This window comes from Moritella sp. Urea-trap-13, from assembly GCF_002836355.1.
Classification (GTDB): Bacteria; Pseudomonadota; Gammaproteobacteria; order Enterobacterales; family Moritellaceae; genus Moritella.
On the sequence record NZ_PJCA01000032.1, the window covers coordinates 1 to 24,501 of the forward strand.

Annotated in this window: 22 protein-coding genes and 7 tRNA genes; 10 read left to right on the top strand and 19 right to left on the bottom strand. The window is 41.4% G+C overall.

The genetic code is table 11. The annotated features are described in order from the left end of the window. Positions 1-277 precede the first annotated feature (277 nt). The gene (locus tag CXF93_RS15090; protein ID WP_101063380.1) at positions 278-820 is read left to right on the top strand and encodes a gamma carbonic anhydrase family protein; all 543 of its coding nucleotides are present in this window, start codon (positions 278-280) and stop codon (positions 818-820) included. 73 nt (positions 821-893) lie between these two features. Here CXF93_RS15090 and aroE read toward each other — a convergent pair whose 3' ends face one another. From aroE to CXF93_RS15125, 7 genes are all read right to left on the bottom strand, one after another. After that, positions 894-1,706 (bottom strand): shikimate dehydrogenase, encoded by an 813-nt coding sequence (gene aroE, locus CXF93_RS15095; RefSeq protein ID WP_101063381.1) that lies wholly within the window; start codon positions 1,704-1,706, stop codon positions 894-896. Positions 1,707-1,741: 35 nt separating this feature from the next. Next, positions 1,742-2,329 (bottom strand): L-threonylcarbamoyladenylate synthase, encoded by a 588-nt coding sequence (locus CXF93_RS15100; protein WP_101063382.1) that lies wholly within the window; start codon positions 2,327-2,329, stop codon positions 1,742-1,744. Between the two features lie 71 nt (positions 2,330-2,400). Then, positions 2,401-2,910 (bottom strand): 5-(carboxyamino)imidazole ribonucleotide mutase, encoded by a 510-nt coding sequence (gene purE, locus CXF93_RS15105; RefSeq protein WP_101063383.1) that lies wholly within the window; start codon positions 2,908-2,910, stop codon positions 2,401-2,403. A gap of 61 nt (positions 2,911-2,971) precedes the next feature. After that, positions 2,972-3,541, bottom strand: coding sequence for a type I DNA topoisomerase (locus tag CXF93_RS15110; protein WP_101063384.1), 570 nt, complete (start codon positions 3,539-3,541; stop codon positions 2,972-2,974). Between the two features lie 107 nt (positions 3,542-3,648). Continuing rightward, a complete protein-coding gene (locus CXF93_RS15115; RefSeq protein ID WP_101063385.1) occupies positions 3,649-4,125 on the bottom strand; it encodes a DUF494 family protein in 477 nt (158 codons plus the stop codon). Then, a complete protein-coding gene (dprA, locus tag CXF93_RS15120) occupies positions 4,125-5,234 on the bottom strand; it encodes a DNA-processing protein DprA (protein ID WP_232784235.1) in 1,110 nt (369 codons plus the stop codon). Before dprA ends, CXF93_RS15115 begins: the two co-directional genes overlap by 1 nt. Before the next feature lie 20 nt (positions 5,235-5,254). Then, the gene (locus tag CXF93_RS15125) at positions 5,255-6,346 is read right to left on the bottom strand and encodes a LysM peptidoglycan-binding domain-containing protein (protein WP_101063386.1); all 1,092 of its coding nucleotides are present in this window, start codon (positions 6,344-6,346) and stop codon (positions 5,255-5,257) included. Between the two features lie 105 nt (positions 6,347-6,451). On the opposite strand from CXF93_RS15125, the gene def reads away from it, so the two are divergent. The 5 genes from def (at position 6,452) to CXF93_RS15150 (ending at position 12,259) form a co-directional block, all read left to right on the top strand. Then, positions 6,452-6,955, top strand: coding sequence for a peptide deformylase (def, locus tag CXF93_RS15130; RefSeq protein WP_101063387.1), 504 nt, complete (start codon positions 6,452-6,454; stop codon positions 6,953-6,955). A gap of 22 nt (positions 6,956-6,977) precedes the next feature. Further along, complete coding sequence (fmt, locus tag CXF93_RS15135; protein WP_101063388.1) at positions 6,978-7,931, top strand: methionyl-tRNA formyltransferase; 954 nt, start codon at positions 6,978-6,980, stop codon at positions 7,929-7,931. A 50-nt stretch (positions 7,932-7,981) separates the two neighbouring features. Continuing rightward, a complete protein-coding gene (gene rsmB / locus CXF93_RS15140; RefSeq protein ID WP_101063389.1) occupies positions 7,982-9,277 on the top strand; it encodes a 16S rRNA (cytosine(967)-C(5))-methyltransferase RsmB in 1,296 nt (431 codons plus the stop codon). Positions 9,278-9,415: 138 nt separating this feature from the next. Further along, on the top strand, positions 9,416-10,792 hold the full coding sequence (gene trkA, locus CXF93_RS15145) for a Trk system potassium transporter TrkA (RefSeq protein ID WP_101063390.1): 1,377 nt from the start codon (positions 9,416-9,418) through the stop codon (positions 10,790-10,792). 21 nt (positions 10,793-10,813) lie between these two features. Next, positions 10,814-12,259, top strand: a complete 1,446-nt coding sequence (locus CXF93_RS15150) for a TrkH family potassium uptake protein (protein ID WP_101063391.1) — start codon at positions 10,814-10,816, stop codon at positions 12,257-12,259. A 34-nt stretch (positions 12,260-12,293) separates the two neighbouring features. Here CXF93_RS15150 and rmuC read toward each other — a convergent pair whose 3' ends face one another. Both rmuC and CXF93_RS15160 read right to left on the bottom strand, forming a co-directional pair. After that, complete coding sequence (gene rmuC, locus CXF93_RS15155; RefSeq protein WP_101063392.1) at positions 12,294-13,652, bottom strand: DNA recombination protein RmuC; 1,359 nt, start codon at positions 13,650-13,652, stop codon at positions 12,294-12,296. An 8-nt stretch (positions 13,653-13,660) separates the two neighbouring features. Further along, positions 13,661-13,897, bottom strand: coding sequence for a hypothetical protein (locus CXF93_RS15160; protein WP_101063393.1), 237 nt, complete (start codon positions 13,895-13,897; stop codon positions 13,661-13,663). A gap of 315 nt (positions 13,898-14,212) precedes the next feature. Between CXF93_RS15160 and CXF93_RS15165 the strand changes: the two genes are divergently transcribed. Then, positions 14,213-14,593: a TraR/DksA C4-type zinc finger protein gene (locus tag CXF93_RS15165; protein ID WP_101063394.1), complete on the top strand. Its 381-nt coding sequence runs from the start codon at positions 14,213-14,215 to the stop codon at positions 14,591-14,593. 152 nt (positions 14,594-14,745) lie between these two features. Next, the gene (locus tag CXF93_RS15170; protein WP_101063395.1) at positions 14,746-15,249 is read left to right on the top strand and encodes a CreA family protein; all 504 of its coding nucleotides are present in this window, start codon (positions 14,746-14,748) and stop codon (positions 15,247-15,249) included. A gap of 84 nt (positions 15,250-15,333) precedes the next feature. Here CXF93_RS15170 and CXF93_RS15175 read toward each other — a convergent pair whose 3' ends face one another. From CXF93_RS15175 to CXF93_RS15220, 10 genes are all read right to left on the bottom strand, one after another. Next, positions 15,334-16,053, bottom strand: coding sequence for a hypothetical protein (locus tag CXF93_RS15175; RefSeq protein WP_101063396.1), 720 nt, complete (start codon positions 16,051-16,053; stop codon positions 15,334-15,336). 173 nt (positions 16,054-16,226) lie between these two features. Beyond that, positions 16,227-16,460, bottom strand: coding sequence for a hypothetical protein (locus tag CXF93_RS15180; RefSeq protein ID WP_101063397.1), 234 nt, complete (start codon positions 16,458-16,460; stop codon positions 16,227-16,229). A gap of 314 nt (positions 16,461-16,774) precedes the next feature. Beyond that, positions 16,775-16,851: transfer RNA gene (locus tag CXF93_RS15185), tRNA-Pro, on the bottom strand. A gap of 4 nt (positions 16,852-16,855) precedes the next feature. Next, a tRNA-Leu gene (locus CXF93_RS15190) sits at positions 16,856-16,940 on the bottom strand. A 79-nt stretch (positions 16,941-17,019) separates the two neighbouring features. Beyond that, positions 17,020-17,095, bottom strand: a tRNA-His gene (locus CXF93_RS15195). Positions 17,096-17,100: 5 nt separating this feature from the next. After that, a tRNA-Pro gene (locus CXF93_RS15200) sits at positions 17,101-17,177 on the bottom strand. 281 nt (positions 17,178-17,458) lie between these two features. After that, positions 17,459-21,616: a LamG domain-containing protein gene (locus CXF93_RS15205; protein ID WP_101063398.1), complete on the bottom strand. Its 4,158-nt coding sequence runs from the start codon at positions 21,614-21,616 to the stop codon at positions 17,459-17,461. Between the two features lie 371 nt (positions 21,617-21,987). Next, positions 21,988-22,064: transfer RNA gene (locus CXF93_RS15210), tRNA-Pro, on the bottom strand. 27 nt (positions 22,065-22,091) lie between these two features. Further along, a tRNA-His gene (locus CXF93_RS15215) sits at positions 22,092-22,167 on the bottom strand. 39 nt (positions 22,168-22,206) lie between these two features. Beyond that, positions 22,207-22,283 (bottom strand) — tRNA-Arg (locus CXF93_RS15220). Between the two features lie 241 nt (positions 22,284-22,524). Between CXF93_RS15220 and CXF93_RS15225 the strand changes: the two genes are divergently transcribed. Next, positions 22,525-22,944 (top strand): cytochrome c5 family protein, encoded by a 420-nt coding sequence (locus tag CXF93_RS15225; protein WP_101063399.1) that lies wholly within the window; start codon positions 22,525-22,527, stop codon positions 22,942-22,944. A 172-nt stretch (positions 22,945-23,116) separates the two neighbouring features. After that, the gene (locus tag CXF93_RS15230; RefSeq protein ID WP_101063400.1) at positions 23,117-24,463 is read left to right on the top strand and encodes a bifunctional diguanylate cyclase/phosphodiesterase; all 1,347 of its coding nucleotides are present in this window, start codon (positions 23,117-23,119) and stop codon (positions 24,461-24,463) included. Positions 24,464-24,501: the final 38 nt, after the last annotated feature.

The window sequence follows — 24,501 nt, forward strand, 5'->3', positions numbered from 1 at the left end:
GACGTCTTGCGTCGTAGTCAGGCTGCGTATAATACGGCAACCAATTTTGAAGTCAAGCACATATTTGCACTTTATTTCAGGAAGTTTAAAAAGTAACTTTCGATACTGATAAACACCTTTACTTAGCGGCTGTTGCCGTGTCAGTGAGGCGCCATTATAGGGATTTAACTTTTACAGGCAAGTAATTTATAAGAAAATAATATAGCACTATCAAGCTTGGTTGTTTACCATGCTATTTGAGCATTTTACTAACATTCATGACTATATAAGGATAATAATGGCCACTTCACTTCGAGAATATCAAGGAATAGCACCGCAAATAGCTAACTCTGCTTATATAGATAAGTCAGCAGTCTTAATCGGCGATATAACAATAGCTGAGGATGTGAGTATATGGCCACTTGTCGCAGCACGTGGTGATGTAAATAAGATTTTTATTGGTGCCCGTACGAATGTACAAGATGGTTGCATATTACATGTCACCAGAAAAAGCCCGGCAAACCCAAATGGTATCCCACTACTTATAGGTGCAGATGTTACCGTCGGCCATAAAGCACTATTGCATGCCTGTACTATTGGTGATCGGGTATTAATAGGTATGGGGGCAATTGTGCTGGATGGGGCGATTATTGAAGCTGATGTCATGATCGGTGCAGGTACTTTGGTGCCACCAAGAAAAACATTAAAAAGTGGCTATCTGTACATTGGCAGTCCAGCAAAGCAAGCAAGAGCACTAACGGATGAGGAAATCGCGTTTTTAAAATTATCAGCCGATAATTACGTTATCCTCAAAAATGAATATATTGCAGATAGTCAGTAATTTAATAAACTACTCAGATAAACCAAAATACGATCATATCCCTCTAGTCACTCTAGAGGGATATTACATACGCCTATTTAATCGTCTTTCTTAATGCCGCGAGTACAGGTGGCATAGCAGGCGTGATACCGCGCCACACTTTAAAACTTTCCGCCGCTTGTCCAACCAACATACCTAAGCCATCAATTGCTAATTCAGCACCTTGCTCTAATGCCCATAAATTAAAAACAGTCGCTTCAGCTTTATACATCATGTCGTAACAAATAGTATGTTTGCTAATAAGAGTCGATGCAATAGGAGGAAGCGAACCAGAGAGGCTAGCCGAGGTAGAATTAATAACAAGGTCAAAATCACCCGCTAATGCGGTAAAACTACAAGCCTTGATATTGCCTTTATCAGCAAACAGTGTCGCTAACGTTTGAGCTTTTGCATCTGTTCGATTAGCGATAACCAATTCCTCAATACCTTGAGCTAATAATGGCCCGATAACACCACGTGCAGCTCCGCCAGCACCCAGTAACAAGATACGTTTATTCGCCAGCTCCATGTATTGCTGTAAATCATGCACAAGACCAAAGCCATCAGTATTATCACCAATAATATCACCCGAGTCAGATAGCAATAATGTATTAACGGCACCAGCAAGTTTTGCTCTAGATGTTAGCTGCTGTGCAAATACAAATGCTTCTTCCTTAAAGGGCACGGTAATATTGCAACCTTTACCACCTTGCGAAAAAAAGCTTGTCATTGCTTCAGCAAAACCATCAATAGGTGCTTCGATGGCCTGATAACTCAATTGCTGTGCTGTTTGCTGGGCAAATAAGGTATGAATCATCGGTGATTTACTGTGGTTTATTGGATTACCAAATACGGCATAACGATCCATACTGCACAACTCCTGTAATGAGATAGATAAAATAGTTAACGGTAGATCCGGCCTGTCACAGCATCAGTGATCGTCGTAGGTTGTGCAAGTTCACCTACAGCTTCATCAACAATAGCACCAAGTAATGGGGCAAGTTGCTGAGTGACTTCAGCCGTGGTCACACATGGTGTTAAACCAGTTAAATTAGCACTAGTAGAAGTAATCGGCCCACCAAAAGCCAGACACAATTTTTGTACCGTCGGATGTGCGGATACGCGAACTGCAATGCTATCAAATTGGCCAGTTAACCATTTCGGCACTTGCGCTTTAGCCGGCATAACCCAAGTTGCAGGGCCAGGCCAAGTTTGATTAATGTTGTCAATTTGCTGGGCAGTTAATTTGCTCAAATCAACATAAGCATCTAGCTGCGTTAAGTTAGCGGCAATTAAGATAAGTCCTTTTTCAATCGGCCGTTGTTTGATGGAGAGTAATCGCTGTACCGCTTGTTCATTCATCGGATCACAACCCAAGCCAAATACAGCTTCCGTTGGATAAGCAATAACTTTTTGATTTTGTAACGCTGTTACCGCGTTGAGAATAGCTGGTGAATTATGCACAGTAATATATCTATTATTAATAGTCATAAATTAAAAATGGTAGCTTACGCTACCATTTCTTACTCTATAACGACAGTTATAAGCTTAGTTATTACCAATTACAGTGCTTTTAACTTAGCTTGTAGTGCTGCGTCTTTAGCAATGATGCTTTCTGCATTAGCTTGACGTTCGGCTTTTACTTTAGCAGCCATTTCTGGATTACCGATAGCTAGCATTTGTGCAGCAAGGTAACCCGCATTTTTAGCACCAGCACTACCAATTGCTACACAAGCAACAGGTACACCACCAGGCATTTGCACTGTTGATAATAAAGCATCCATACCTTGTAACGGGCCTGCGTCAATTGGCACGCCAATAACAGGATGAGTCGTAATGCCTGCTACCGCGCCAGCTAAATGTGCAGCTAAACCAGCGGCACAGATAAACACAGCACAACCGCGACTTTCAGCATCAGTCACATACTGGTGTGTCGCTGCTGGAGTACGGTGAGCAGAAGTTACTTTCACTTCATACTTAATTTCAAATGATTTAAGTACGTTCAGTGTCGCCTGCATGACAGGTAAATCTGAATCTGAGCCCATTAATACTGCAACAAATTGTGTAGACATAATTATTCCCTTTCCGTATGAGTTATTTTTAATTGGTTAAATTAATTGATAGTGTTAATCACTATTCTAATAAAGCACGCTTATAGCCACAGCTTTTCTGTGGACAGATAAGTTGTTTTCCATTACTGGTTTTCTTTTCAACTAAAATGCCCCAGTGACACTCAGGACATTCTTCTGAAACAGGTTTGAAATTAATAATGTATTTACACTTAGGGTATTTATTACAAGAATAAAATGTCTTGCCGAAACGTGATTTTTTCTGCAGTAAATCACCCGATTTACACTGTGGACAAGTTATGCCGGTCTCATCTGGGGTTTCTGTTTTCGACATATAATTGCAAGTGGGGAATTGGGTACAACCGATAAAGAAGCCATAACGACCACGTTTCAACGCGAGCTCATGCTGACACTCTGGACATTCAGAGCCAACAAGGGTTTTGTTATCTTCGAAATGAGATTGATTTGATAAAGGGCGTGAATAATCACAATTTGGATAATTATTACAACCTAAAAATGGCCCAGATTTGGCATTTTTAATACTTAACTCAGCGCCGCATTGCGGGCACGTCTCGTACTCTTTTTCCAAGGCATGTTCATGAACTGTAAATAGTTTGTCGTCATTTTTAGACATTTGAACAATTTTTAAGTGAATAATTGATGGGCGAATATTAGCAAAGTTGACATTTTATGCCAGTATTTAATGTAATTAAAATCACCCGATCACTATATCATTAAAGTTTAATGCAAGTAGTTGTGCTCTTTAGCATGTACTAATTCTTCCATTTGCAAATAGGCTTCCTCACCGTCTGGCACGTTGAATAACACCATTAAAATGACCCACTTAATATCATCAAGATCTAAATTAGTATTTTCCAATTCAACTAATCGAGCAATTGCCATTTCTCTGGTTTCAATATTAAGTACAGAAATATGTTCTAAAAAGAGGAGAAAACCACGACATTCAGTATTGATATAGAATTGCTCAGCGTCAGTGTAAATTCGCATCGAACTAACACTGGATACTTGTAGATGTGTTTGCACGCCACCATCACGCATCTCAACTAAATGTTCAATCCATGTCATTGCTTTGAGTATTTCAGCTTCAGCAAAACCAGCCTCAAGTAACTCATCGAGCAAGTTATCTCGATCAACTAAAAACTCAGATTCATTTTGTTCATAAAAATTTTCGAAAAGATAAATAAGTACATCTAACATTAGCCCCTCCTTTGCGATCTCACATAACCACCGGGCACAGCATTGATCCAATTATCAAGTTCGAGTTCAATTAAACTCGTTAATACTTGGCTAACGGGTTGTTGGCTGCGCTCAGCAATTAGATCTGCTGTCGTTACTTCATAACCGACACTATCTAAGATAATTTGATTTGGCAATGAAACAGTTTCGGGTTCAGGGCTGAACAGGTCTGTTTGCTCAAAATTCGTACGTACATTTATATATGTGAGTTCATCGGTAATATCGCTAGTTTGAGTAATCAACTTCGCCCCTTGCTGGATTAAATAATGACAACCAGCAGCCATCGGATTATCAATCGCTCCTGGCAACGCAAAGACCTCTCGGCCTTGTTCAAGAGCACAACGCGCTGAAATTAATGAACCACTGTTCAATGCGGCTTCTATCACCACAACACCCAGTGATAAACCACTGACAATGCGATTACGACGGGGAAAATGCTCAGGTCGAGCTTGGGTAAAAGGACTAAATTCAGAGACTAATGCGCCTTGTTCTCGAATCTGCTGAGCTAATTTTTGGTGACGCTTAGGATAAATATTGGCTAACCCGGTCCCTAACACGGCAATAGTATGTCCTTTGGCTGCTAATACACTGCGGTGACACTCACTATCGACGCCAATAGCAAGACCACTGGTGACGACTAATCCCAATTGCACTAGCTCTGCAGCAAAGTTGTGTGCATGGCGTTTGCCATAATAGCTTGGCGCACGTGTACCAACCATGGCGATTTGTGGTTGCGATATTAATTCAACATTACCTTCGACGTACAAAAGCAAAGGTGGAGAGGGAATATTTTTTAATGCCAGTGGGTAGAGACTGCTGGTGATAGGGATTAGGTAACGATTATCTTGTCCTGCAAGCCAATTGAGGCTGTTTTCAATCGCCTGCCAATCGGGATTTAGGATGGCTTGTTGCTGCGCGGAATCTAAACCAAGCGATTGTAGATACTGCGCAGAACTGGTAAATAATTTAGTTAACGAGGTTTTTTGTAATAGTTTTAGCGCCCTACTGCCCCCTATTTTGGGAACGTCATATAATGCTAACCAATATTTATCTTGCTCATTAACCATCATTACACTTTACACCCTAGTTATCATAAGTTACTTACCTTATCGCTAAGTTTAATCACTTGTGAGCTATGTGTAATAAGCGCAAGGCTTACTTTGTCGTAAACTTTGAACACCATCATTTCTCCGACCCGTTCATCTGGGAGCTGTAACTCATTTTTATCAGAAAATAGCTTATCGTATTGGTTAATTTGCTCACTATAATCAAAATCCAGGTCTTGCTCATGCCGAATAATTGTTTTACCGCGTTTTAATACCGCGAATACATCTCCGGCACCAACGCTGTCACGCCAGCCACGATTGATGACCACAACATCATTTTTACCAATCGTACTGTATTGTTCATCCGCAGCGACAATTAAACCATCACTGGCCAACTGGAAATTACGCGGTTGGAAATAAACTGGTAAACGCTCTTGCTCAGGCATGGGTAATAATCGATCACCTTTACGCGCTTCTTTAGTACTTTTCAAAATCAATAATTTGGCTGGGATCGTTTCCGACCCGGTATTGACCACGCGCGCGATCGCAATAAACTCCACTTCATTACCTAACTTTTCATTCGTAACAGGGTCTATATAAGTACGACCGCGACGATAAATACCGTACTGCCCCGGTTTTAACGAACTGGAGGCAAAGATACTGTGGCCAACAATAAATGTACTATTGCCATCATTATTGCCTAAGATCACAGGAGCCTGCTTTAATTTATCATCGCCAGCGACATAGTCTCGACTTAAAAAAGAATTGATCAGTTTTAACGGTATCGTCGGAATAGCCTGACTGCCTTTTAATTCAGGTCGCGCTTTAGGGGACACTTTGACTATCCGCTTACGTACATGATTACGTACTAAGCGTGGTTGCCCATCAACAAAGATTAATTGTAGTTTATCACCGGGGTAGATAAGATGCGGATCATCAAGTTCCGGGTTGGCATCCCATAACTGCGGCCATAACCACGGACTTTGTAAATACTTATTCGATATATCCCAAAGCGTATCACCTTCTTTAACGATGTACTCTGTGGGGTATTGATTTTTTAAGTTTAAGCTATCAGCGTGCGCTAAAAAGGGTAACATAGCGGCTAAAGCAAAGATCAAACGACGTTTTATGGACATATCCTTTCCTAATTGTTGTTTGAACGCTTATATTTATAGTGATTATTGTAACGTTATACGTCAAAATTAAGCGTTATTTGAATCCATTCAAAATAAGAAAGTACCATGGCTATATTAGAAGTTTTACATTTTCCTGATGATCGATTAAGAAAGATTGCTCAACCTGTGCAGGAAATCACACTGGCGACACAAACGATCATCGATGACATGCTCGACACCATGTATGCCGAAGAAGGCATAGGGTTAGCCGCTGTACAAGTCAATATTTTACAACGTATTGTCGTTATCGATGTGTCAGGAACACGTAATGAACCTCTAGTCCTTATAAACCCGGTCATTACCGAAAAATACGGCGATACAGGGATTGAAGAAGGCTGCCTTTCGGTACCAGATTCACGGGCTTTTGTGCCGCGCGCAGAAAGCGTAACCGTGACAGCATTAGACCGTGAAGGTAATGAGCTTACACTAGAAGCCCATGATTTATTAGCCATTTGTTTACAGCACGAATTGGACCATCTGAATGGTAAATTGTTCATTGACTATTTATCTGTGCTGAAACAGCAAAGAATTCGGAAAAAGCTAGAAAAACTAGCACGTCAAAATAAATAAGAATACAAAATAGGAATTAACCTTGACCAAACCATTACGCATTATTTTTGCCGGCACCCCTGATTTTGCCGCCAAACACCTCTCTGCATTACTAAATTCAGAGCATGAAGTGATCGCGGTATATAGCCAACCCGATCGTCCAGCAGGTCGCGGTAAAAAACTAAAACTAAGTGACGTAAAGCAACTTGCTGTGAGCCATGAAATTCCGGTATACCAACCAGTTAGTTTACGTAACGAAGAAGCACAACAACAATTATTGGCGTTAAACGCAGATCTAATGGTGGTGGTTGCTTACGGATTAATCCTGCCACAGATCGTACTTGATACACCGCATTTAGGCTGTATTAACGTACACGGTTCATTATTACCAAGATGGCGTGGTGCAGCACCAATCCAACGTTCAATCTGGGCTGGTGATGCAGAAACAGGCGTCACGATTATGCAAATGGACTTAGGCCTTGATACGGGTGCTATGTTGCATAAAGTGACCTGTCCGATTGCGGCTGATGAAACCAGTGCCAGTTTATATGACCGACTTGCCGAGCTTGGACCGCAAGGATTACTAGAAACATTAGTCCAAATCAGTAACAATACAGCCGTTGCGCAAGTGCAAGATGACGCACAAGCCAACTACGCATCAAAACTAAGTAAAGAAGAAGCCAACATCGATTGGACTCAGTCGGCTGTTGCTATCGAACGTCAAGTTCGTGCTTTTAACCCTTGGCCTGTAAGCTACACCCAAATTGCAGAACAGAATGTTAAGATTTGGCAAGCAAGTGTCAGTGAAGACACCACAGATGCACAACCTGGTACTGTTATAGCAGCAACCAAACTGGGCATCCAAGTTGCTACCGGTGATGGCGTATTAACGTTATTAAACCTGCAACTTGCGGGCAAAAAGGCCATGCCAGTTCAAGACATTCTAAACGCTCGTAAAGAGTGGTTTACTGTTGGTCAATTACTAAATTCTATTTAATACTTATAACCGCTCAAACATATTGGGCGATTTACCTCGGATATATATACATGAAAACCAGAGCTAGCGCCGCAAAAGTACTTTACCAAGTTGTTGATAGAGGTCAGTCATTGACGACAGCCTTACCGATTGCACAGCAATTATTACCTGCCAAGGATCGTGCTTTACTACAGGAGATCTGTTACGGCGTATTGCGCTGGTTACCTCGTCTTGAGTTTATTAGCCGTCAACTAATGAGCAAACCCTTAATTGGTAAGCAAAGACCCGTGCATTTCTTAATCTTGGTGGGTTTATATCAATTAAAATATATGCGTATCCCGGCACATGCTGCAGTAGCTGAAACGGTAAATGCCATTAAGGTATTAAAATCACCGAAACTGAGTGGCCTAGTCAATGCTATTTTACGTAATTATCAACGTCAACAAGACGACCTTGAAACCCTAGCAGACGGTAACGACGCGTGTAAATTTGGCCATCCAGGTTGGTTAATCAAGCGCATTAAAGCCGCTTACCCTAAGCAGTGGCAAGCTGTGTTAACGGCGAACAACGAACGTCCACCTATGTGGATCCGTGTTAACCAACAGCACCATAACCGCAGCGACTACCAAGCACTGCTTGCAGCTGACGATATTGCTGCTGAAATAGTTGATAGCGCAGATTCAGCATTACGCTTAGAAAAACCAACTGATGTTTACAAGCTTGCAGGTTTTGCTGAAGGCCATAGCTCGGTACAAGATGGCGCTGCACAATTTGCCGCACAATTCTTAGATGCACAGCCGGGTGAGCTAGTACTCGATGCTTGTGCTGCTCCAGGTGGTAAAACAGCACACATTTTAGAACGCCAACCAGCACTAAAACATCTGGTAGCAGTAGATTTTGATGAAACGCGTCTAGCACGTGTACAAGAAAATCTAACTCGCATGCAGTTAGAAGCGGAGCTCATTCACGGTGATGCCAGCAAGCCTGAAGATTGGTGGAAAGGTGATAAATTTGACCGTATTCTGCTAGATGCACCTTGTAGTGCAACCGGTGTTATTCGTCGTCATCCTGATATCAAATGGTTACGTCGCGACTCTGATATCGCGCCATTAGTACAACTGCAAGCTGAAATTTTAGATGCCATGTGGCAACAACTAAAACCAGGTGGCACCCTGTTATACGCAACATGTTCAATTCTACCTGCTGAAAACAGTGAGCAAATTAGTCAGTTTGTCGCGCGTACAACTGATGCAGTACTAATACCACTCAATGCAAACAGTGAAGACAAAGCATTTAGCTGGCAGATCCTACCGAATACCCAAGGTATGGATGGGTTCTTCTACGCTAAGTTACAAAAAAAAGCATAACCGTATAGTCTTTATAGCCAGTTGTTGAATCAGCATCAATTGGCTATAAACTATTGCCGTTATTCAACTTTCGCTTAGATAGGCGTAGAATAGCGTAATCAAAACAGATCACGACAATTTTATTTGGTGCGAGGTTAAATGAAAATTATCATTATCGGTGCAGGCCAGGTCGGCGGCACACTAGCTGAAAACTTAGTAGGTGAGAATAATGACATTACCGTTATCGACCGCGATGGTAACAGCCTAAGAAACTTACAAGATAAATTTGATTTACGGGTTGTTGAAGGTCATGGGGCGAACCCAGACGTACTGCGCGAAGCGGGCGCACAAGATGCCGATATGCTTGTGGCGGTAACCAACAATGACGAAACCAATATGATCGCCTGTCAAATTGCTTACACCCTGTTTAATACCCCAAATAAAATAGCGCGGATTAGAAACGAATCTTATTTAAACCACAAAGATACCTTATTCCATAATGGCGCGATTGCGGTTGATCATTTGATCGCCCCCGAACAGCTCGTTACCGATTATATTAAACGTCTTATCGACTACCCTGGCGCACTGCAAGTGGTCAACTTTGCCAATAATAAAGTCGGACTAGTGGCGTTGAAAGCCTATTATGGAGGGCCGTTGGTGGGTAATGCACTGGCAGCATTACGTGAACACATGCCTAATGTTGAAGCGCGCGTGGCGGCTATTTTCCGTCAAGGTAAACCAATCCGGCCACTCGGCACTACCATTATTGAAGCCGATGACGAAGTTTTCTTTGTCTCTGCAAGTAACAATATTCGCGCGGTAATGAGTGAGTTACAAAAACTCGAAAAGCCTTATCGTCGTATCATTATTGCTGGCGGTGGTAACATTGGTGCCGCCCTCGCGAGTCGTTTAGAACGTGACTACTCGGTTAAACTCATCGAGCGTAATATTACTCGCGCAGAGCAGTTATCCGAAATGCTTAACAATACCATCGTGTTTTGTGGCGATGCATCCGATCAGGAACTGCTTAATGAAGAACATATTGATCAAACCGATGTATTTATTGCCGTGACCAATGATGACGAAGCCAACATCATGTCAGCAATGTTAGCCAAACGCATGGGGGCAAAAAAAGCCATGGTACTGATTCAACGTGGAGCCTATGTGGACCTTGTGCAAGGCGGTACCATTGATATTGCCATCTCACCGCAACAAGCGACTATCTCAGCGCTATTAACCCATGTACGTCGTGCAGACATTGCCAATGTTTACTCCTTGCGTCGTGGTGCAGCAGAAGCAATTGAAGCAATTGCCCATGGTGACAAATTAACCTCACGCGTTGTTGGCCGGGCTATCGGCAGCTTAAAACTACCTGTAGGGACAACAATTGGTGCGATTGTACGTAAAGATGCGGTGTTAATCGCCCATGATAAAACCGTGATTGAACAAGATGATCACGTAGTGATGTTCTTGGTTGATAAAAAGTTTATCCCTGATGTTGAAAAACTTTTTCAACCTAGTCCATTTTTCTTATAAACACCCACAGAAGCTTGTTTCATGGTTAATTTAAAACCTATATTGTTCATGGCAAGTGTGGTGTTACGCGCCCTTGCCGTGTTTATGATCGCGCCGTTGGTATTAGCGATATATACTGATGGCCATGGCGTGCCCGAATTCTTTAAATCCATTGTTATCACCACTATTGCATCGGGTTTATTCTGGCATAAAGGGCGCTCCAAAGAATTCAAACTCGGTATCCGCGAAATGTTTTTGCTGACCACCTGTGTATGGATAATTGCGTCCGCCTTTGCCGCACTGCCACTGATGCTGATCCAACACATTAGTTATACCGATGCTTATTTCGAAACAATGTCAGGTATCACCACTACAGGTTCAACGGTATTATCGAACTTAGATAGCACCGCGCATAGCGTATTGTTATGGCGCTCTATTTTGCAGTGGTTAGGCGGTGTTGGTTTTGTGGTCATGGGGGTAGCAGTATTACCTTATCTCAACGTCGGTGGTATGCGTTTATTCCAAACGGAATCATCTGATTGGTCTGATAAAAACACCGCGAAAACCCAGCACACAGCCGCCTACATCATGTATGTCTATGTCAGCTTAACCGTGCTGTGTTATTTTGGTTATCTGAGTGCCGGAATGACCAGTTTCGAAGCCGTGAATCATGCCATGACGACCTTATCGACGGGGGGGTACTCGACCTCAGATCAATCGATGGCGCATTTCTCCAACGCAGCGCAATGGAATGGTACCTTCTTTATGTTTTTGGGTGGCTTGCCTTTCTTGCTCTTGATCACTGCGATTCATCGTCGCAACATCAAAGTGCTAATCAAGGACGCCCAGATCATCGGCTTTGCCAAACTGATACTGATAATGACACTCATTATGTCGCTATACCTTTGGCAAAAAGATGTTTTCAGTCTCACCGATGCTATACGTATTAGTATGTTTAATATCGTATCAGTGGTCACGACAACGGGTTTCGGCTTAACAGATTTCGGCACTTGGGGGGAATTTACTACGGTATTATTTGCTGGTTTAATGTTTACCGGGGCCTGTTCTGGTTCGACATCAGGCGGCATTAAAATTTTCCGTTTTCAAATTGCCTTTACCTTGTTTCGCAAGCAAATGTCACAGCTAGTTCATCCATCTGGGGTGTTTAGACAGCATTACAACGGTCGTAACGTCAATGATGTCATTGTCCGTTCGGTGGTTGCCTTTGGTAGTGCTTTTATTGCCACAGTCACGATACTGGCGGCGATATTGAGCGTTATCGGATTGGATCCCATCACCAGTATTACCGGCGCAATAACGGCGGTTGCCAATGTTGGTCCGGGATTAGGCCCGGTCATCGGCCCATCAGGTAACTTCGCTAGTTTACCTGATAGCGCAAAGTGGGCGCTAAGTTTAGGCATGTTGATGGGGCGATTAGAGATCATGACAGTGCTAGTGCTTGTCACCCCAGCATTTTGGAAAGGTTAAATCTAAGCTAACGGATATTGCAATAAGTTAACCGTTATTCCAGTAAGTTAACACTGCTTTTTTCGACCAACTCTGCAGGTAATGGTTTTTTAACTTCAACACCCAGCTCAACAAACTGTTGGGCTTGTTTGATTAAATTGCCTTTACCTGTGGCGAGACGTTTCATGGCCGAATCATAACTGTCTTGGGCTTTGTCTAACGCCACCCCCATATCTTGCATATCGTGACTAAACAAACGTAACTTCTCGTAGATCTTGCCCGCACGTTCTGCGATTAGCTGGGCATTCTGATTCTGACGTTCATAACGCCATAAATTATCAATGGTGCGTAAGGCTATTAATAAGTTAGTTGGACTCACCAACATAATATTATTATCCAATGCAAATTTCATTAAACTCGGATCGGCTTCTAACGCAGCAAGAAATGCCGGTTCAACCGCCACAAACATCAACACATAGTCTAATGTTTTCAAACCTTGTAATAAATGATAATCCTTACGCCCTAGCTCACGAATATGGCTACGCACAGAGCTCACATGCTCTTGTAATGCTTGTTTTCGTGTAATGTCATCATCAGCATTGAAGAAGCGCTCATAGGCCGTTAATGATACCTTAGAATCCACGACCACATCTTTATCTTGCGGTAAATGCACGATCACATCAGGCTGGAAACGTTTGCCATGTTCATTGTTCAGACTTACCTGAACATCGTACTCATGGCCTTCGCGCAATCCAGACTCAGACAAGATCCTAGCCAGAATAACTTCGCCCCAATTGCCTTGCTGCTTGTTATCACCTTTCAGTGCTTTGGTCAGGTTAGCCGTTTCACTCGACATCAATTGATAGACTTGCTGTAACCGGGCAACTTCAGATTGCAAACTGTGACGCTCTTTGGCTTCGTTAGAGTAAACATCTTGCACTTGCTGCTTAAAACCCTCGAGTTGAGTTTTTAATGGCGACAACAGTAATTCCACACTAGACTTATTCAGTTGTTGGAAATTGTCAGTTTTACTATCAAAAATCTTATTCGCCAAGTTTTCGAACTGCTGCTGTAAGCGTTGTTCTGATTGCGCTTGCAATGCCAATTTATCTGCACTGGCTTGACGCTCTGTCTGCAGGCGAATATCACTTTCACGTAAGCGCGACATGACTTTAATCAGCTGATTATTTTGTGATTCTAATTTTAATTTATTACCATCATGCTCTTGTTGCAATTGGTTATGACTGTAGTTGACGTTATCTAATTGTTGCTCTAATAACTCAACTTCATGACTTAAGGTTTGCATTGATAATAGCGCTTGTTGGCTTTTACGAATAGCAATCAACGCGCAGACAATCGCAATACACGTTGCGATAATATAGGGCAATACAGGAAGCAAGGTATCAATACTCATAAAATAAGTTAACTACGAAAAAAGGTGCTGTGTGACAAACTGCGATCGAGATATAACCACACCGCCAAGCAACCTAGATAAAGGAAAAAAATGATCCATTTATGATAATTAGCACCACTATCAATGCTCGAAAATGGCACATCACCAATCACACTGTATAACCAGATAATTAACGGAAAAAACAAGAAAACAAGTAGTTTCCAGATGATTTTTAAAGTAGGGCGGTGTACGGTTATCGCTTTCATCAACATGATCCTTAACCATAGAGCTTTACAAGGGTGCGTAAATGTCAGCGTTAACGTTGCTGAAAATAGATAGCGATGTTAGCCTAACCTGCTCAAGATTAAAACTAATCCACTAAGGATTATCGTAATCAGAGCACATTTCAGAGAAAATAATACGGATTAATTAGCCATTCCCCTTGAAACGAGACAAAATACCCCAATTTGTAATCTTCAGTTATTTTTTACCAAAATAGGGAAAATCACCCTATGTTATGGACTATTCAAATGTCTATTATGCTAATTAATTATAATCCGAATACGAAATAGGTAATATATATGAGCGATTTTATGAATGAAGGCCAAGTTGCCTATTTCAAAGAAAAACTAGAAACAGAACAGCAAGAAATCATAACGCGTGTCGAAAATCAGTCAATCAACGTCGTTATCTCAGATAGCAATGAAATGGCCGATGAAATTGACCGTGCAGCAATGGAAGAAGCACATCGCCTTGAGTTAAACCGAATCGAACACGATAAAATACACATCAAAAAAATCGTCAAGGCGCTACGTCGTATCGACAGCGGTGATTACGGTTATTGTGATAGCTGTGGTGATGAAATATCAATTAAACGCTTACAAGCACGTCCTGAGTCGCGTTTATGCTTAGAATGTCAGTCAACTAAAGAGTTCACTGATCACAGCTTATACCGCCGCTAATCCTAAGCACAATCGAATAACCAGCTCTGGTTGTTATCCATAAAACGATAAAAGATGGAAGGTAATAACAAACCGATGTTATTGCTTTCCTCATTTGCCGAACCGTATTAATCTGTCATCTCCCCCACATAAACCGCAATAGGAATGCATCGATGTTAAAGCCATTGTCAGTCAATTTTAAGAAACTCAGTTTATTTACATTACTTGTCAGCAGTGTGGCCTTAAGCGGTTGTAGTGATGATGAATCAGGTAAAATTAGCCTCGGTTTATTTACCACGAAAGATATTAAGATCAATAGTTTCATTGATCCTGCTATATCAGGCGTTACTTGTCACGTCAGTCATATTGAAGCAGATTTAGATTTTTCTGATCCGTCAGATATGGGCATAGCCTGTCGTCAAACGGGTGAGATCACCGCTGCGATGTTAGCGACAATTGATACTTCAAAAGGCGGTGAAGTGATCTTCAAGCAATCGAAAAGTATCTTATTTAAATCGCTGAAAATCCGTCGTATTTATGATGCCAATAGCCAAAGTTTATTGTATGTCTCGTACTCGACAAAAGAGATTAATGGTAGCTATAAACACTCATTGTCAACAGTACCATTATGGGCAACAAAAGCTTGGCAGGCTCCAGTAACAGCTGTAGCCCAATAAAACCTATCGCACAGTAACATTAAAACAATAAAGCCACTGTCGTCAGTAGCTTTATTGTTATGTTCAATTATCTTTCGTGTTAGCTTAAAATGCCGCGATAACGCCCATGCCAATGACTTCAGAAAACAATAATAATACCGTTGTCAGTGACACCAAATTGGGTGAGTATTCTTGCTTGGTATAAAGTGGGATAGTCCACACAGCTAATGCCAGCAATAAAATAACCGCGCGATAAATCACAAACTCTTGGATCACCATCATATTACTTGACCCGGTATGCATGCTAGCAACAACCAGCAAGCCCAACATCAGCAATACACTGCTAGCTATACCCACGATAGGTAAAATAACATTAAATGCCTGTAAGCGATGTTTTGCGCGCAATAAGATAACATGCGCGAATACCGCTCCCAACAATACCGCTTCTAATAGTAATAATGGCTGCTGCTGTTGCCACAATACTAATAACCCGGTAATAACGGCAAGTGCGATAGGCAAGCGCAACCAAGTACTCGGTATCGCCCGTTTACCTTCTAAGCGAGATTGAATTAAGTTTTGCATTATGCCAATAACTACCGCGACACCACCGATAACCAAGGTTAACGTCGTGGCATAAACTTCAATGCCAATCATCAGACCTAATGCCAACACCGCCCAAACCGAGATCATATTTTCGGTAATACGTTTACGCTGACCTGGACATACTTCGCCTTTGGATAATACCAGCGCTAAAAAACAAGCAGCCGCAATCGGCATCATGACAATGATAGGATAAATTTGTTGATAAAAACTGATTTCAGTCACGCGACAACCCGTTAGTGAATTAATGAAGTGCGGGATTATATCAGTGTCGCGGTAAGGTGATAATCAATAATTACTTAAAATTGATATTGAGATTGAAAGTAACCAAGAGCATAGAAATACAGGCAAAAAAAAGCCCATTACCGAAAAATGGGCTTTACCTACTTACTTTAAACTTAATTACCATATTCTTGCTCTGAAATTAATGGTTCAATACCTAATAGACGAGAGAGTAAGTCCACCTCGTTAAGATCATCATCAGCTAATTGTACGCTAAGTAATAATGATTCAAATTTACTCTGGTGTAATACTGCCGAAATCCCTGTCATGCCACCTGCGGTTTTTAGCAGTGATGATATTACTGTATTCGCCCCTGATTCTCTTTGTTCTCTATCGAGTTTCCCATCCATAACTCCCCCTCATAGCCCCAAGTTACCCTTGATTCCTAGCCCTTATAAATATAGTGAATGGTTATAAAACCACATTCACTTACGCAGGGAAATAGCCAAATAGATAGTTTGAGAGGTAAAACGGATAAATGACCAAGTGTCATATCAAGCTTGATAATAACTGTGAAGTGAGTACAAATAAATGATATTAATTAAATCGTTAGCTAAAGAAGCATCAATGGATAAATCAAAGCGCTTAAAGTGATACGTCAGAAACGAAAAAAGCCTGCTCAATGAGCAGGCTTTCTCGAATTCCAATTTCTTGGAAGAATAAGTGGTCGGTGATAGAGGATTCGAACCTCTGACCCCCTGGTCCCAAACCAGGTGCGCTACCAAGCTGCGCTAATCACCGAACATGGTGCGGAAGGAGAGACTTGAACTCTCACACTTTGCAATACTAGAACCTAAATCTAGCGCGTCTACCAATTCCGCCACTTCCGCACAATTTTTCAACTTACTAGCAGGTAATTCTAGCAAGGGTGATAACTCAATTCTAAAAGAATATCTACGTTATCGAATATGGGGCGACTGAAGGGGATTGAACCCTCGACAACCGGAATCACAATCCGGGGCTCTACCAACTGAGCTACAACCGCCATAGTGGTCGGTGATAGAGGATTCGAACCTCTGACCCCCTGGTCCCAAACCAGGTGCGCTACCAAGCTGCGCTAATCACCGAACATACAAGTTAGAATGCATCATTCTTAACAAGTGTGCGCATTATAGATATTGTGTGTAAGTCTGCAAGTCTTTTTAACTAAAAAATGGTTATTTTATCGTTTTCAATTGAATCGGAATAAAAACAACCAGCGCCAGTGCAAAAAACAATCAAGAACCGAAGGTCGGCGGTCTAAACTGTATCCACCTATTAGTGTTAATTCAGATAGTAATCTAACGACTAGCTGGATTTAATTCAGTAAGACTGCCGTAACGAGTCAGCGGCAGTTTTAATTCAGCGATTAGTTAAGTCTACGCTTATAGATGACTCGGTCATTACCACCAAAGAGACCAAACGTAGCGACGGCTGAAGGATTTTCATCATACAAGCCATCTTTATCATTAGCCCAATCATATTTCAACCAGTCATAAGTTTCATATTCAACTCTGATGTCGCCTTTATTTCCTACGCCTGGAGCTTTTAGTTTAATCTCCCGCGTTTTACCAGCAAAGAAACTCCCTGTACCTCCAAGTGCCTCGGTAAATTTAGGGTCTAGACTGATATTGGTAAGCGCTACTTTACTTTTATCATAACTGCTGCAGTTATCATCAGCGCTGACAATAAAATTATTGCCATCAAAATATTCAATTTGCATTGGCTGTACTAAATCAGAAGTTTCCGGCCCAAAGCTGTTTTTCAATACTAAACGGCCAAATATAATTTCTACAGTGTTATCGGTAACCTTATTAAATTTTGGCGTCTCAATACCGGATGGGTCTTGGTATGTGACGTTATCAGAGTCTTTGAATTCCTTGAATGGTAGCTCAAACGCAGCATAAAAAGGCGCTATTTCACTATCTGCATTACGGGTATAAACAAAGTTATCGTTTTGAGATAATGTGTATGTTAAGACCCCATCACCTGAATCAACGATATCACCTAACGTAGGGTACACCCCCGTTAAAGTCAGGTTATTATCGGTGTGCGTTGCTTCGGGTGGATTAAAGCTAATTTCATTCCCACCGGTTCCCAAAGACATCAACTTAGCAAAGTCACCAGTATAATTTTCAGTGACTTTACTATTACTATTACTATTACTATTACTATTACTATTACTATTACTATTACTATTATATGCCGTTATCGTTAATTTAGGAGGCGTCGAATAACGAATACTACCTTGTGCAGTACTATCGGTAAGTTGGCCTGAATACGCCCAATCAACCTTTCGGCATTCAATCGAATCATGATGATTGGCAGTTAAACTACCTTCGTCACCCAATATGCTTCCTGAAGTGGATTTAATTGTTTGTTTAAAATGGTCCGGAATAAACCGACCAACGTAAGGAATTGTACCAGTAATTAGATCGGAACCGAGATAAGATGATGAACTTAAATTTGCCGTTAGATTAATAATACCAACTTCAGACCAAGACAACTTAGTTTCACCTATTCCACCATCAAAACTCGTAATATCACCACCAGATAAACTACCAAGCGAGCCATCAGAAGGAGCGACCAATCCATGGGTTAAAACGACAGTTTCAGGTTTGATTTCGTTGCCGAAATTTAACGTGACTTTATTTTCTCTTAAATTAATACCACTGTCAGGTACTCCATCTTTTGGATTATTATCTTGATTTATCTGCCACTGCACCGCGGTTACACGAGTAGTAAACTCCTCACCTGCTTTTTTATATTTTGCATCGGCGGCAGACTCTGCCTTAGGATTACCATCCGCATCAATATAAAAGCCGAAAGGTCTTACCACAAACTCATCACTGCTACCTTCCATATAATTCCCAGACGCAGATCCGTCGACTGGAATATTATATCGAGCGTGTAGCTGCAGTTTACCCGCATCAGGATAAGTTAAATCAAAACTTGCAGCGTTAGTTTTTGAGTTACCAAAATTTAAGTCAACAGAGGTATAAGAGTTAGTGGTTGCAGCGTTTAGCGTATTTATAGCTTTACCATTAATAAAAATATTTTGAGTGTTTTCACAAATGGTAGGGTTAATACATTTTGCGACTAACCCAATAGACTTTTCATCAATTAAGGCTGCTTCACAAACGCCTGTCGTAGTGTTCTTTTTTATGGCCTTTAAAGATAAAGTCGAGGAGTTATAGCCGATATTCGATTTTTTCCCTGATAGCTGGGTCGGAATACTTGAAAACTGAAAGCCTGTATCTGCAAACGTCAATACACAAGGACCAGCGCTATTATCATTACCACATACCGTCGGTAATCTAGTGCCTAATAGCGATAAGGAAGCATCGCCTTCAGTTGTATATGATATATAAGCTTCGCCAGTACCTTTGAAAGGGTTTATTGAGGTAACAGGGACAGGTCTATAAGCGCCCTTAACTTTTACGTTTAAAGCTGCTAATGGGCTATCACTCACTGTGCAAAAGCTATAATCGCTATTAGTACAGGCCTTAACGGTAACCTTTTTAGGCTCACAAGTTAAACCTTGTCCGCTGTAACTAATTTCATAATGATTGATTACGGGGGTACTACTACAGCTGTGCTTTTCATTCATAATCGCGACAACTTCAGCAGTACTCAAAACGCCCTCATAAACCCTAAACTCATCGAGTGAACCATGAAAGTCGTAACGATTGTCATTAGAAACACCACCGACTCTCATTTGTGAATTAACAAAAGCGCGGTTATTGTTTGGTGTTCCACCCCTTCGTCTTGTTAATACTTTCTCATCCCCATCGATATACATTCGATTACTGGTAACACTACCATTGGTAAACTCGACTGCAACGTGATGCCAACCATTAGCTAGACCAGCGCTGGAAATACCATAGATATCACCACTCCAGGTATTAAACCCCATGCTACCGCCAACGATCCAAATGTCGTGATAATTCCAGCCCATAGGCATTACATTATTAGTACCGTCCCAGTTCATCCAAAATGTAACCGTGGTTTTCACTCCATATGTCGACGTATCTAATGGCAATCCAGTCACCTGAATAGAACCATCAGTTTGACTCGCATAACCACAGGTACCAAAGTCACCGGATAAGGCTGGAGAGGCGGTTTTAGGTGTAGAATTATTGTTAACCTGAGCATGATGACCATTACCAGAACTATCTAAAACCTCACCTAAGCTACCATCCCAGTTAGCTTCTTCGAAGCGGTACTCTAATAGAAGTTTTGCGGGTGCTGGACAGACTCGTTCGCTACCATCATAGTTTCTGCCATTCTGCTGATTGTCATAAATAGACCTGACTTCGCTTGCTGATATCACCGAATCGAAAACTAGTAACTCATCGAGTTGCCCATCAAAATTCTTGTTACTATCGCTTTTATCAATCCGTCCAATACTAGAAAAAGAGCTACCAACGTCTCCCTTATCCGAGGTGACGCTATTTTCAAATTGGCCATCAATGAATACTTGCACAACGCCAGTTAAACTATTTCGAGTCAATATCACATGGTGCCAGTTGTCATTGTTAATTGCAGTATTTGAACGAGCAGCGCTGCCATCACCTTTCTGGATTCGAATACGTCCTGAGGCATCTAAATAGCCCCAAAAAATATCGTCAACACCACCACGTTGTTCCACCCCGATTATTCCTGGAGCTAACCAAGCGGTATTATTCCCTCTTTGCTTGCTCTTAATCCAGAAGGAGAGGCTCGCAGAGGATTTAAGGTATGAACTAATATTACTAACATCGATGTAATCGCCGTCGCTGTCAAACGAACCCGCACCGCATACCTTCCCGACCGGAGTTGCTACGGCTCCAACTGCACGACCATTAAGCCGACTCAAATTGTCAAGAACTTCGCCTTGAGTGCCGTTCCAACTCGATTCATCAAAACGATATTCTAAGATTGGCTCATGGACAACAGCATCTGCTTCAACCTCTACACTCAAGTAATCAGTGCTTATACTATAACTTTCTTTATTAAAAATTTTATCATTTGAAACCACCAATAGAGTTAATGCGTTCTTATTATTTCCATCAATGTAATCAGTAATGCTTGTGGTAATGGTATACGTTAAGTTAACGTTTGAGTTTCGCGAAATAGCAATTTGCTCATAACGAACGTAGTTATAATTCCAAAGATATAAAACAACACCATCTTGTTTATTCGACTTGGAGTTAATACCCTTGCCATTCCAAGAAAAGCTTAACTGATTTATATCAGCTTCAGCTTCATCGAGCTCAAAAACATATCTAAGCATGGGATATGTATTCTTTTGAAGCGGGTCAAAGCTATACTCCAGACCATCATTTTTTGAAATATTTACATATTCAGGGTTCGGAATCTCATTAAATTTAGTATCACTTGACGGTAAGCCGCTTGGACTAACACCTTCATAAGCAAAAGGCCCTGTTATGGTGTTCTGGGTAGCAAAATCATACGTTTTGGCGGCATGTATAGAAGATGAGAACAATATGACCGAAAAGGCAAAGACAATGATTTTAAAAGGCATCTATAAGCTCCTAGCTTCAGTTTCGATGGAACACGAGGTAACATCATTATATTCGATTTCATCAAACTGGTAGTGTGGTTTGAGCATGCCTATAACGGTTAAAGGAAATAGTAATATGCTCCAAGTCCATTTATGTTGGCCTAAAAACAGAGCTTTTACATTAAGCAATAAACACATGGTAGCCAAGATAAGTATAATAATTTTAATGTTAGAATCGCTCTTAAATCATCGGGATTATAAGTGAAATACATACCAGAATTTGATTACGGTATCATGATGATCCAAAGTATTTCGACAGTAATTTGCTGATTGTAGAATATTTAAAAGCAAAAAGCCCGTAACACATTGAAGCATTACGGGCTTTTCTAATCTGGTCGGTGATAGAGGATTCGAACCTCTGACCCCCTGGTCCCAAACCAGGTGCGCTACCAAGCTGCGCTAATCACCGAGAGTCTTGTTTTACATCGAGAAACGATGGGGCGACTGAAGGGGATTGAACCCTCGACAACCGGAATCACAATCCGGGGCTCTACCAACTGAGCTACAACCGCCATTTATCATTCATTACACAACCACTATAATAACTATAATGGTGCGTCCGAGAGGAGTCGAACCTCCGACCTCACCCTCCGGAGGGGCGCGCTCTATCCAACTGAGCTACGGACGCATAAACAATATCTTACGTCCAACTGCAAATCTCGTCTAGGCAAATTGGTTAATTTGTACTGAAAATGTTGGATCACGACAGCCCTTGTATCTTTTATAACCAAGTAAAATGCAACAAACACTGTTACAACTATTTAACCTAAGGCTAGGTAAGGATATAATGGCTAACAGTACTAGGGATTAATTATAACAAAAGTCACCCACTGACTAACAACACCATTAATTAGGGAGCTAAAAAGAGCATGCATAAATTACGAAATATTCTAATCACTTTATCAGCATCATTGCTATTTGCATTCACAGTGAACGCAGGCCACAATTCTGCTGAATCAGTTGCAGAACGTATTGCTCCTGTTGGCCAAGTATACTTACCAGGTGAACTTGCTCCCGTTGTTGCAAAAAGCACCGCGCCAGCAGAACCGCGTTCTGGTGAGCAAGTTTATACCGCGACTTGTAACATGTGTCACGGCAGTGGCCTTGCAGGCGCGCCAATTAAAGGTAATGCAGATCAGTGGGCACCACGTATTGCCAAAGGTAAAGACACCTTGTATCGCCATGCCATCGAAGGCTTCAACGGTATTATGCCTGCACGTGGTACCTGTGCTACGTGTTCTGATGATGAGTTACACGCCGCGGTTGATTACATGATCCAAGGTCTATAACAGCACTGCAAAGTAACGTTATGACAAAAAATTATGACGCTAAGCCGTTATAAGACACAGACTTTCGATAGAGCCACTAATTTATTTAGTGGCTTTTTTTGACCCACAGTTATCCACTGCTAGACTTTATCACTATAAGACTTCGTTTTTTTAGTGATTAAAGACCATTAGGATGCCAATTGTGAACAAGGACCGTCTTTCAATACAACAACCACATAATACCAAGCTAATTGGTTTAGCTTTGTCTCATTCATTGCGCACCCAGCGGGCTTTATTTCTAACCCAACTAAAATCCGCTTTACAGCTACTGCAACATACCCAACAACGCTTTGTACTCTTACTGATAAAAGTCGATAACATCGCTGAAGTTGAGCGCAATTTTGGCAGCGACCTCAGTAATAAATTAATTACCACCATTCGCGAGCATTTACAGTCATTAACCTCGAGTAATGATTGCTTAGTCAACTTACAAGGTGATGAATTCGCCTTACTAAAAACAGATATCAGCGATGCTGATAGCGCCTTAGATCTGGCTAAAGAGATCCAATCACAGTTTCGTTTTAGTTTTCAGGTTAACAATTATAAAATTCTCTGCAGCAGTAGTATCGGCATTAGCTTACAACAAGCGCCACACTCCGTAAGCCAAGTATTAAAAGACGCCGATATCGCCCTAAAGACTGCGCAACAACAAGGTTTAGGTCAGTATCACCTGTCCACCGCATTACCAGCTCCGACTCAAAATACCCAAGCCATACTGCAACAAGACAAGCTCACTAGTGCGATTATTAACAACGATATATTGCCTTACTACCAACCCATCATTCAATTAAACAGCAATCAACTGATTGGTTTTGAAGTGATTGCTCATTGGCATGAAGAGGAGTTGTGTGGTGGGGATAACCATAGCAATTTTATTTCATTAGCAGAGAACACCGATATTATCATCGCCCTTGATCTGCATATTATTTATCAAGCCTGCTTGCAGCTAAAAAAATGGCATGACTCGCACTCCGATAATCAACAAATCATGCTAACCATGAACTTATCCGCCAAACACCTGATTCTGGATGGTGCCGTTGAGCATTTAATTTTCATTATTCAGCAGCAACAAATACCACCGAATTGCTTAGTACTTGAGTTTAGAGAGCACGAATGCATGGCGCACAATAAATTTGCTATCCGTGCACTGGAAAAACTGCGGCACATAGGGGTACAAGTGGGGTTAGATGATTTTGGTAATGGTTTTAGCTCACTCAACGCGTTCTTTCAGTACCCCATTGATTTTGTCAAAATAGACAGCAATTTTACCAACCGCATGCTGATGTCAAAAAAAGACTTGTCGTTAATTCGAGTTATTAGGGATATAAGCCATGATATGGGCTTTAAAGTGATCGTAGAAGGTATTAATAATCAACAGCAGCATGCCAAGTTAATCGAGTTAGGCTGTGAATTTGGCCAAGGTAATTATATCGCTCAGCCGATGGATTATAGGCAAGTGAATCGCTTATTAGAGCTCTAATAAGCGATTTTAAATCTAACGGCAGTACGCGAGTCGAT

What these genes read in the sequence shown, in the direction of transcription:
- CXF93_RS15160 (WP_101063393.1), bottom strand. Translation starts at nt 13,897, where the DNA reads ATGAAAGCGATAACCGTACACCGCCCTACTTTAAAAATCATCTGGAAA.
- aroE (WP_101063381.1), bottom strand. Translation starts at nt 1,706, where the DNA reads ATGGATCGTTATGCCGTATTTGGTAATCCAATAAACCACAGTAAATCA.
- CXF93_RS15100 (WP_101063382.1), bottom strand. Translation starts at nt 2,329, where the DNA reads ATGACTATTAATAATAGATATATTACTGTGCATAATTCACCAGCTATT.
- CXF93_RS15205 (WP_101063398.1), bottom strand. Translation starts at nt 21,616, where the DNA reads ATGCCTTTTAAAATCATTGTCTTTGCCTTTTCGGTCATATTGTTCTCA.
- CXF93_RS15125 (WP_101063386.1), bottom strand. Translation starts at nt 6,346, where the DNA reads ATGTCCATAAAACGTCGTTTGATCTTTGCTTTAGCCGCTATGTTACCC.
- rsmB (WP_101063389.1), top strand. Translation starts at nt 7,982, where the DNA reads ATGAAAACCAGAGCTAGCGCCGCAAAAGTACTTTACCAAGTTGTTGAT.
- CXF93_RS15180 (WP_101063397.1), bottom strand. Translation starts at nt 16,460, where the DNA reads ATGGATGGGAAACTCGATAGAGAACAAAGAGAATCAGGGGCGAATACA.
- CXF93_RS15150 (WP_101063391.1), top strand. Translation starts at nt 10,814, where the DNA reads ATGGTTAATTTAAAACCTATATTGTTCATGGCAAGTGTGGTGTTACGC.
- CXF93_RS15165 (WP_101063394.1), top strand. Translation starts at nt 14,213, where the DNA reads ATGAGCGATTTTATGAATGAAGGCCAAGTTGCCTATTTCAAAGAAAAA.
- CXF93_RS15225 (WP_101063399.1), top strand. Translation starts at nt 22,525, where the DNA reads ATGCATAAATTACGAAATATTCTAATCACTTTATCAGCATCATTGCTA.
- rmuC (WP_101063392.1), bottom strand. Translation starts at nt 13,652, where the DNA reads ATGAGTATTGATACCTTGCTTCCTGTATTGCCCTATATTATCGCAACG.
- CXF93_RS15110 (WP_101063384.1), bottom strand. Translation starts at nt 3,541, where the DNA reads ATGTCTAAAAATGACGACAAACTATTTACAGTTCATGAACATGCCTTG.
- CXF93_RS15090 (WP_101063380.1), top strand. Translation starts at nt 278, where the DNA reads ATGGCCACTTCACTTCGAGAATATCAAGGAATAGCACCGCAAATAGCT.
- trkA (WP_101063390.1), top strand. Translation starts at nt 9,416, where the DNA reads ATGAAAATTATCATTATCGGTGCAGGCCAGGTCGGCGGCACACTAGCT.
- CXF93_RS15230 (WP_101063400.1), top strand. Translation starts at nt 23,117, where the DNA reads ATGCCAATTGTGAACAAGGACCGTCTTTCAATACAACAACCACATAAT.
- CXF93_RS15170 (WP_101063395.1), top strand. Translation starts at nt 14,746, where the DNA reads ATGTTAAAGCCATTGTCAGTCAATTTTAAGAAACTCAGTTTATTTACA.
- dprA (WP_232784235.1), bottom strand. Translation starts at nt 5,234, where the DNA reads ATGATGGTTAATGAGCAAGATAAATATTGGTTAGCATTATATGACGTT.
- def (WP_101063387.1), top strand. Translation starts at nt 6,452, where the DNA reads ATGGCTATATTAGAAGTTTTACATTTTCCTGATGATCGATTAAGAAAG.
- purE (WP_101063383.1), bottom strand. Translation starts at nt 2,910, where the DNA reads ATGTCTACACAATTTGTTGCAGTATTAATGGGCTCAGATTCAGATTTA.
- CXF93_RS15115 (WP_101063385.1), bottom strand. Translation starts at nt 4,125, where the DNA reads ATGTTAGATGTACTTATTTATCTTTTCGAAAATTTTTATGAACAAAAT.